The following is a 9,033-nucleotide window of genomic DNA, read 5'->3' as shown; positions in this document are numbered from 1 at the left end:
CCTTCGCCCGTCTTGAGCGTGAGCCAGGTGATCAGGCGCCGAACGAAGGCGGCGTAAATTTCGCCGGCACGCGGCTCTTCGTCCTCGTAGACGAAAACGATGTCGAGGTCGCTCCCGTAGCCCAGTGCTTTTCCGCCGAGCTTGCCGTAGCCAATGATGGCGAACTGCGGCGCGTCCCGATGGCGCTGCCGCAGGCGCTGCCAGCACCAGCGCGCGGTGAGGGCGAGCACCGAGTCGGCCAGCGCGCTGAGGTCGTCGGCGACCTGCTCGACCGTGATGACGCCTTCGAGGTCGCGCGCGAGCGTGCGGAACACCTCGGCATGGTGGGCGCGGCGCAGCGCATCGAGCAGGGCCTCTTCGTCGTCTTCACCGGTTCGCGCGAGCGCCTGGGCGCGGGTCTCGAGGTCGCGCTCGAACGCGACGGGGTCGAAGCGTTCCTCGAACAAGGCGTCGCTGGCCAGCTCGTCGATCACGCCCGGGTGTTGCATGAGGTAGCGCGCAGGCCAGCGCGCTGCACCGAGCAGGCGCAGCAGCCGCTCGTGGACGGAAGGCCGCTCGATCAGCAGCGCGAGGTAGCTCTCGCGGCGCAGCAGGGTTTCCATCCAGTCGACCAGGCGCAATGCACCTTCTTCGCGGATGCGCCCCTCGTCGAGCCATTGTTGGGTGCGCTGCAGCAGCCGGATCAGCCGGCGTTGGGCTTCGTCACGCAGGGCCTGCACACGGGGCTGGTCGCGCCACGGGGTGACGCGCTCGCGCAGGCCGGGACTGAGTTGCGGCAGCAGCGCGTCCCAATCGGCCGCCGGTGCGGCGGGCTCTTGGGCCGAGTTGCGCCCGTTGCAGCCGGGGCAGGGGCTGGCGCCGCCGCCGAGCAGGCGGTCGAATTCGGCGGAGACGAACTCGCGGTGGCGGTCGAGCTCGGCGAGGAACGGGCAGAGTCCGTCGTAGCCCAGGGTGCGCGCGATCCACCCGAGGTCGGCGTCATCGCTGGGCAGCACATGGGTTTGCTGGTCGTCGAGGTACTGGATGCGGTGTTCGACCCGCCGCAGGAAGCGGTAGGCCTGGGCCAGCCCCTCGGCGGTTTCGGCGGGCATGAGGCCGGCGCGCGCCAGCCGCTTGAGCGCAGCGAGGGTCGGCCGGGTGCGCAGCTCGGGGAATTGACCGCCCCGCACGACCTGCAACAACTGCACGATGAACTCGATTTCCCGGATGCCTCCGCGCGAGAGCTTGACGTCGTTGGCGCGGCCGGGCCGCCCGGCGCTGCGGCGGGCGGCGTGCTCGCGAATTTGGCGGTGCAGCGCGCGCAGGCTTTCGAACACCGCGTAGTCGAGGTAGCGCCGGAACACGAAGGGCTGGACCAGCGAGCGCAGGGCGAGCGCTGGCGGGCCGAGCGCATCGCTCGGGGCGACCGCGCGGCTCTTGAGCCAGGCGAAACGCTCCCACTCGCGGCCTTGAACGAAGAAATACTCTTCGAGCGCATCGAGCGACAGCGCGACCGGCCCCGAGTTTCCATTGGGTCGCAGCGCCAAATCGACGCGGAAGACGAAGCCGTGCTCGGTGTTGTCGCCAATCAGCGATTGCACACGGCGCACGAGCCGGGCGAAATATTCCTGGTTGGAGATGCGCCCCCGACCGTCGGGCAGGCCCTCGGTTTCGCCGTCGCTTTCATACACGTAGATCAGGTCGATGTCGCTCGACACGTTGAGCTCGCGCGCGCCGAGCTTGCCCATGCCGATGATCCAGACGCGGCTGCGCGTGCCGTCGGGCTTGCGCGGCGCGCCATGCCGGGCGTCGAGTTCCTCCATTGCCTTTTGGCAGGCGAGGTCGAGTGCCCACTCGGCGAGGGTCGTCATCGTCGAGGTGACGGCCTCGAGCGGCGCCTGCGCGTCGCAGTCGAGTTCGATCAGGCGCTGCAACACCAGCTGGCGCACGACGCGCAGCGCGGCATCGAGCGCGAGGCCCCGCTGGCTCAGAGCCGCGTAGGCTGCATCCAGGGCCGCACGGTCGGGCGCGCCCTCGGGCAGAAGGCTGCGCTCATCGGCGTAGCGCCGCGCGATGCGTTGGTAAAAGCGCGAATAGGGCGCCCAAGGGGGAGCGAGTGCGGTCACGGGCTCCGTGCATGGGGAACTGCGGTCGATGGGGCTGGTCATAATTGGTCGAGGACTGCACCGCCGATGAACGAGACCGCCCCCCCGACTTCCCCCACCCTGATGCGCCTGGTTCGTCGGGCGCTTCAGGTCGTCGTGTGGACGCTCGGGGCTGGCGTTGTGGCTTTGGCCGTCGTCTGGGCCGCGCTGCAGGGGTGGATTGTGCCGAGAATCGACGATTGGCGTCCGCAGCTCGAACGCTATGCCAGTCGCACGCTCGGGGTCACGGTGCGCATCGGGCGCATCGAGGCGCAGCGCGGCGCGTGGGTGCCCTCCTTCACGATCGACGATGTGGCGCTGCTCGACGCGCAGGGCGAGCCGGCCTTGCGCTTGGCGCGGGTGCTGGCGACGCTGACGCCGCAAGGCCTCCTGCGCGGGCATTTCGATCAGCTGGTGCTCGACGGCCCCGAGCTCACCGTGCGGCGCACGCCCGATGGCCGCTGGCGCATCGGAGACTGGATGCTCAACGCCGGCGGGGGGAGTGACGCGGCGGCGGATTGGTTTTTCTCGCTGCCCGAGTTCGTGATTCGCGGCGCGACGCTGCACTACGCGGACGAACGCCTGGGTGCGGAGCCGCTGACGCTGAGCGCGGTCGATTTCCTCATGCGCAACGGGCCGCGCAGCCACGCGCTGCGGCTCGATGCGACGCCGCCCGAAGGCTGGGGCAGCCGCTGGTCGCTGCGCGGCCAGTTCCGCCGCGGACTGCTCGATCGCCATGCGGGGCGTCTGCAGGGCTGGTCCGGCCAGATCTATGGCGATTTTGGGCACTTGCGGCTCGAGCCGGCGCAGGCGCTGTTGGCGAGCCTGGGGGCCGGACACTGGAAGAGCGGCGAAGGTTCGGCCCGGGTCTGGATCGACGTGACACACGGCGACGCGGTGGGCGCCACGGCCGACTTGGCGCTCGAGCGCGTGTCGCTGACGCTGCAGCCCGAACTGCGACCGCTCGAGCTCGACGCCTTGTCGGGTCGGGTCGGCGCCCGACGCCTCGCCGGCGGCTTCGAGGTGTACACGAAGGGCCTGCAATTCGAGGCGGGCGACGGGCGCCGCTGGCCGGGCGGCGACCTCTACGCCATGCACACGGCGGCCGAGGGACGCCTGCCTGCCGTGGGCGAAGTGCGCGGCGAGCGCATCGACCTCGAAGCACTGGCCCGAATCGCCGACAGCCTGCCGCTCGACGCCGACGCGCGCGCCGCGCTTGAGATCTATGCCCCGCGCGGCTTCATCGAGCGCGTGCAGGCGCGCTGGGAGGGCAGCTTGGCCGAGCCGAGCCGGTATGACGTGTCGCTGCGGGGGCGTGGCCTGGGCCTCGCATGCAACCGCCCGGTCGGCGCCGGGGAAACGTCTGCGCACACGGCGTCGGAGTCTGGAGCTCCCGTCGCGGCGCTGTGCTTCTCAGGGCTGGATCTGGAGCTGGACGCGAATGCGCGCGGCGGCTCGGTGCGCGTACACAGCGACACGACCGCGACGCTGACGCTGCCGCGCGTGTTCGAAGAGCCCGAGCTGGGCTTGGACCGCATCGACGCGCGTGCCCGTTGGACGCTCAAGGGCTCGACGCTGGAGGTGCCGCGCTTCGACATCGATTGGGCCAACGCGGACCTGGAAGGGCGCGTGGGCGGCAGTTGGGCGGCGCCGTCGGGGGGCGCGCACGGGCCTGGAACGCTGGACTTGAGCGGCACGGTGGCGCGTGCCAACGGCGCGCGGGTGTATCGATATCTGCCGCTGCATTTGCCGCAGCAGGTGCGGCATTACGTGCGCGATGCGATCCGTCAGGCCGAGTTGCGCGATGTCTCGGTGCGCGTGCGCGGTGATTTGCGGCGCCTGCCCTATGCCGACGGTAAGAGCGGCGAGTTCCGCTTCTCAGGCAAGCTGCGCGACGCCACCTTTGCGTTCGTTCCGGCGCCCGAGGGCGGCCCGGCGGCGGCGAACGGCCTCGCGCCCTGGCCCGTGCTCGAGAAGCTCTCGGGCGATTTGACCTTCGAGCGCAACGGCATGCGGCTGACCTCGGCGCGCTCGGGCGTACAGGGCGCACCCGGGCTGGAGCTTGGGGATTTGCAGGCACGCTTGCCCGACTTCAGCCACGACCCGACGGTCGAGGTTTCGTTTGCGATCCAGGGGCCGGGTGGCGCCATGGTCGACCTCGTTCGCCAAAGTGCCCTGCACCGGGTGACGCATGAACTCTTCGCGGGCACCGAGATCAAGGGAAACCTGCGGGGGCAGATTCAGCTCAAGGTGCCGATCCACCAGGCGCAGGAGACCCGGGTGCAGGGCAGCTTCGCGCTCGACGGCAATGACTTACGTTGGGCGCCCGAAGTGCCGCTGCTCGAGCGTCTGCGCGGACGGGTGGCGTTTACCGAGAGCAGCGTCACGCTCTCGGGCGTTCAAGGCCGGATCTACGGTGGAGACGCCCGCATCGAGGGCGGTGCACGGCCGCGCCCCGGAGGTGGCATCGGGCCCTTGGCGCTGCGCGTGCAAGGCGTGTTGAGCGCCGACGGATTGCAGCGCGCCCGTGAGTTGGCCGAATTGCAACCCGTGTTGCGCCGCCTGCGCGGGACGGCGGCTTACACCGCCAGCGTCGATGTCGGTGGCACGGCGGTGGCGGTGCCGCAGTGGCGCGTGAACAGCACGCTCGAGGGCCTGGCGATCGACGGTCCCGAGCCCTTGGGCAAACCCGCCGCGCTGGCGCTGCCGCTGCGGCTCGAGAACGTGCTCGAAGATGCGGCGGCGCAGCCCCCCGTGCAGCGGCTGCAGTTCGAGCTCGGGGACCGGGTTGCGGTGACGTATCTGCGCACGCTCGAGGCGGCCTCGCCGCGCGTGCTGCGCGGCCGCATCGCGGTGGGTTTGCGGCCGGGGGAGAGCGCGCCTTTGCCTGAGTCGGGCGTGCTCGCCAACATCGCCCTCGCGCGGCTCGATGTGGGTGCGTGGGAGGCGCTCTGGACGGGCGCGGCGAGCGGTGCGGGGTCGGCCAGAGCGGGTGAGGCGACCGGGGTCGCAGCCGCCTTGCCGTCGTGGCAGGACTATTTGCCGACCTCGATGGCGCTGCGGGCCGACGAGTTGAATGTTGCGGGGCGGCGTTTTGACCAGGTGGTTGCCGGCGGCCGGCGTGAGGGGCCGGTTTGGCGTCTCAACGTGGCCGCGCGTCAGTTCAATGGCTACCTCGAATACCGCGAGCCGAGCGCGATTGGGGGCGCGCGGTTGCACGCACGCCTGGCCCGGCTGGCGATCCCCCGCGAGGAAGCGCAGCAGGTCGAGAACCTGATGTTCGAGCCGCAGACGGCGCAAACCTTGCCCGCGCTCGACATCGTGGCCGAAGACTTCGAGTTCGGGCCGCGGCGGCTCGGGCACCTCGAAATCGAGGCGGTCAACCGGGGCGGTACCGCGCAGCAGCCGCGCGAATGGCGGCTCAACCGGCTACAGCTCTCGGTGCCCGAGGCGACGCTCAAAGCCACCGGCAACTGGGCGGCTGCGGCGCAGGCGGGAGCGGATCGCAGCCCCCGGCGCACCGAGCTCGACCTCGACCTCGACGTGCGCGATGCTGGCGCGCTGCTCACGCGCTTTGGCATGCCCGATGTGGTGCGCCGCGGCAGTGGCAAGCTGCAGGGCAAGCTGGCGTGGAACGGTTCGCCGTATGCGCCGCACCCGCCGAGCCTCGATGGAGCGCTGCACATCGACATCGAGAACGGTCAGTTCCTCAAGGCCGATCCGGGGGCGGCGAAGCTGCTCGGTGTGCTCAGCCTGCAGGCGCTGCCGCGGCGGCTGACCCTCGACTTCCGCGATGTGTTCAGCGAGGGCTTTGCCTTTGATTTCGTGCGCGGGGATGTGCTGGTCGAGCGCGGCATGGCGCGCACCAACAACCTGCAGATGAAGGGCGTCAACGCCGCCGTGCTCATGGACGGCTGGGCCGACATCGTGCATGAAACCCAGGATTTGCGGGTCGTGGTGGTGCCCGAAATCAACGCGGGCACGGCCTCGCTCGTGGCCGCAGCCATCAACCCGGCAATCGGTTTGGGCACGGTGCTCGCGCAGCTCTTCGTGCGCCAGCCGCTCATCAAGGCCAATACGCAGGAATTTCGCATCGTGGGCTCCTGGAGCGACCCCCAGGTGCAACGGGTCAACGGCGCTGCGCGGCCGGCGGCTCCGGCTTCTGCTGCGGCCCCGGCCGCCTCGGCCGCCTCCTCGCCGAGCTCCGCAGCCGCTATGGAGCGTCAACCATGAAAATCGCCGCCATTCAGATGGTCTCGGGTCCGCGCGTGGCCGACAACCTGGCGCGCGCTCAGGCGCTGCTCGAAGCGGCTGCCGCCGCCGGCGCAGAGCTCGCCGTGCTTCCGGAGTATTTCGGCTTCATCGGCGACGACGCGCACAAGCTCGGTGTGGCCGAGCCTTGGGGCTGCGGGCCGATGCAGGATTTTTTGCAGCGCTCGGCGCGCACGCTGGGGCTCTGGATCGTCGGCGGCTCACTGCCGGTACAAACCGCGCAGGCAGGGCGCGCGACCAACAGCTCGCTGGTGTTCGACCCGGGCGGCCACGTGCGCGCGCGCTATGACAAGCTGCATCTGTTCCGTTTCGACGATGGCGAGCGTCGCTACGACGAAGCCGCCACGCTCGACGCGGGCGCGCAGGCGGTGTGCTTCGATCTGCCTTCGCGCGACGGGCACACCTGGCGCGTGGGGCTGAGCATTTGCTATGACCTGCGCTTCCCCGAGCTCTACCGCGCCTACGCCGAAGCCGGATGCACCTTGCTGACCGCGCCGAGCGCCTTCACCGCCCTCACCGGGCAGGCGCATTGGGACCTGCTCACGCGCACTCGTGCGGTCGAGAACCTCTGCGGCCTGGTTGCCGCCGCGCAAGGCGGCCGGCACGAGAACGGGCGCCACACCTGGGGCCACAGCCGGGTGGTCGATGCCTGGGGCCGGGTGCTGGCTGATGCGGCCGAAGGGGAAGCCGTGGTGCTGGCCGAACTCGAACTGCCGGCGCTGCGCGCGACGCGCCAGCGGCTCGACGCGCTCGCGCATCGGCGGCCGGCCTCGGTCTTGCGGGTCGCCCGTGCACAGGAACCGATGACCGGTGAGTTGCAAAAATGAGAGCAACACATGACCCAATCACGCGGGGATTGGGGCGAATTCATTCATTTTTCTCGTTCTGGCGCTCGCTCGGGGGCGATGCGGCATCGCGCGCGGCGGGTTCGCCCCGGTCGCGGCCGGAAAACATCGTCCACCAGACGATGAAGACGAGGAGGAGCAGCGCACCGAGCGCTTCGAGCATCAGCAGCAGCATGGGTTCGGGGCTTCTTCAGTGTGGGCTTCGGGTGGGGGCAATGGCCGCGATTGTAGGAACGCTGCTGGCCGGCTGCGCGAGCGCGCCGCCTCCAGCCCCGAGCGGTGCGCCTGCCCCAGCCGCTGTGCTGCCCGACGACGGCGGGCCGCTGCCGCCCGTGATCGAGCGCGGCAAGAGCCGTTGGGTGCCCGCGCGCTGGAGCGAGTTGCCGGGCTTCGACGACGACGCGCTGCACGAGGCTTGGAACGCCTGGGTGCGCAGCTGCGAGCGGCCTGGCGCGGCGCTCGCGGCCCTCTGTCCGGAGGTGCGCCAGCTCGCCATCGGCAGTGCCGAGGAGCAACGCGCGTGGATGCGCGCGCGGCTGCAGCCTTACCGCGTCGAAACCCCCGACGGCCGCGCCGAGGGCCTGCTCACCAGCTACTACGAGCCCGTGTTCGAAGCCTCGCGCCTGCCGCGTGAGGGTTTTCGGGTGCCGCTCTACGCGCCGCCCGCGGGCCTGGTGCCTAGCCGGCCTTGGTACACGCGCGAGCAAATGGACGTCTTGCCCGAAGCGCGCGCGGCCCTGCGCGGGCGGGAACTGCTCTGGCTGGCCGACCCGGTGGACGCGTTGATGCTGCACATCCAGGGCTCGGGCCGGCTGCGCGTGACCGAACCCGACGGCCGCGTGCGGCTGGTGCGGCTGGCCTTTGCCGGCACCAATGGACAGCCCTACCAAAGCGTGGGCCGCTGGCTGCTCGATCGCGGCGAGCTGCGCGATGCGAGCTGGCCCGGCATCAAGGCCTGGGTCGCGCGCAACCCGCAGCGGGTCCAGGAGATGCTGTGGGCCAATCCGCGCGTGGTGTTCTTCCGCGAAGAACCGCTCGATGACTTCGATGCGGCCTTCGGCCCGCGCGGGGCACAAGGCGTGGCGCTCACGCCGGGCCGCTCGATTGCGGTGGATCCGCAGAGCATTCCCTACGGCACGCCGGTGTGGCTGGCCTCGAGCGGTCCGCAGACGCAGCTCGCGCGGCTGGTGCTGGCGCAGGACACCGGCAGCGCCATCGTCGGCGCGGTGCGCGCGGACTATTTCGCCGGCTGGGGCGCAGAAGCCGGTGAACTCGCCGGCCGGCTCAAGCAGCCGCTGCGGCTGTGGGTGCTGTGGCCCCGCAGCCAGTAACCTGATCGGAGGAGTCACAAATGTTTCATCGAGAGTTCACGAGGGTTTCATCGTCTGCTCTAACCATGCGCGGTCTGAGCGGGCCGGTCGTCAAGCCGGCCGCCAGCTTTCCGGCCACTGTGTCGCTGATTCTTTTTGGAGCCTTCATGACAACTGCCCAACTCGCCCAGACGCCGACTCGCCGCAGCATGCTGCGCATGCTTGCCGGTGTGCCCCTGCTTCCACTGACGTCCTCGTTTGCCCTGTCCGCCTGCGGCGGCGGCAGCGACGCCACCGTGACCGGCGCAAGCTTCGCCAGCATGCCTCCTCCCAACCTGAGCGACGCGGCCGCCATGGCCACCACCACGGTTGGGTCCTCGCTGGCCGTGTCCTACTCCGACGCCAGCACCATCACCTACAAGCTCGGCTATACCCAGCTGTTCATGACCGGCGACAAGGTGCCCGCCCTCGGTGGCGGCGAGG

At 70.3% G+C, this 9,033-nt stretch carries 5 protein-coding genes and 1 pseudogene; 4 read left to right on the top strand and 2 right to left on the bottom strand.

Going from position 1 to position 9,033, the window contains the following annotated elements:
- Positions 1-2,147: bifunctional [glutamate--ammonia ligase]-adenylyl-L-tyrosine phosphorylase/[glutamate--ammonia-ligase] adenylyltransferase (glnE, locus tag JHC36_RS01805; protein ID WP_287915100.1), on the bottom strand; the 2,147-nt coding region annotated here is incomplete at its 3' end.
- Between the two features lie 24 nt (positions 2,148-2,171).
- On the opposite strand from glnE, the gene JHC36_RS01800 reads away from it, so the two are divergent.
- Positions 2,172-6,356: a YhdP family protein gene (locus JHC36_RS01800; protein ID WP_287915098.1), complete on the top strand. Its 4,185-nt coding sequence runs from the start codon at positions 2,172-2,174 to the stop codon at positions 6,354-6,356.
- A complete protein-coding gene (locus JHC36_RS01795; protein WP_287915097.1) occupies positions 6,353-7,222 on the top strand; it encodes a carbon-nitrogen hydrolase family protein in 870 nt (289 codons plus the stop codon). Before JHC36_RS01800 ends, JHC36_RS01795 begins: the two co-directional genes overlap by 4 nt.
- Positions 7,223-7,262: 40 nt before the next feature.
- Here the strand turns inward: JHC36_RS01795 and JHC36_RS01790 are convergent, their stop codons facing one another.
- Entirely contained in the window at positions 7,263-7,415 is a 153-nt protein-coding gene (locus JHC36_RS01790) for a hypothetical protein (protein WP_245968743.1), read from the bottom strand.
- Here JHC36_RS01790 and mltA point away from each other — a divergent pair.
- Together mltA and JHC36_RS01780 are read left to right on the top strand one after the other, a co-directional pair.
- Complete coding sequence (gene mltA, locus JHC36_RS01785) at positions 7,348-8,571, top strand: murein transglycosylase A (protein ID WP_287915102.1); 1,224 nt, start codon at positions 7,348-7,350, stop codon at positions 8,569-8,571. The genes JHC36_RS01790 and mltA overlap by 68 nt on opposite strands.
- A 146-nt stretch (positions 8,572-8,717) precedes the next feature.
- A pseudogene (locus JHC36_RS01780) lies at positions 8,718-9,033 on the top strand (alkaline phosphatase); the annotation flags it as partial.

The sequence above is a fragment of the Tibeticola sp. genome, from assembly GCF_022759015.1.
In the GTDB taxonomy this organism is placed as follows: Bacteria; Pseudomonadota; Gammaproteobacteria; order Burkholderiales; family Burkholderiaceae_C; genus Tibeticola; species Tibeticola sediminis.
This window is presented reverse-complemented; position numbering and strand designations above follow the sequence as displayed.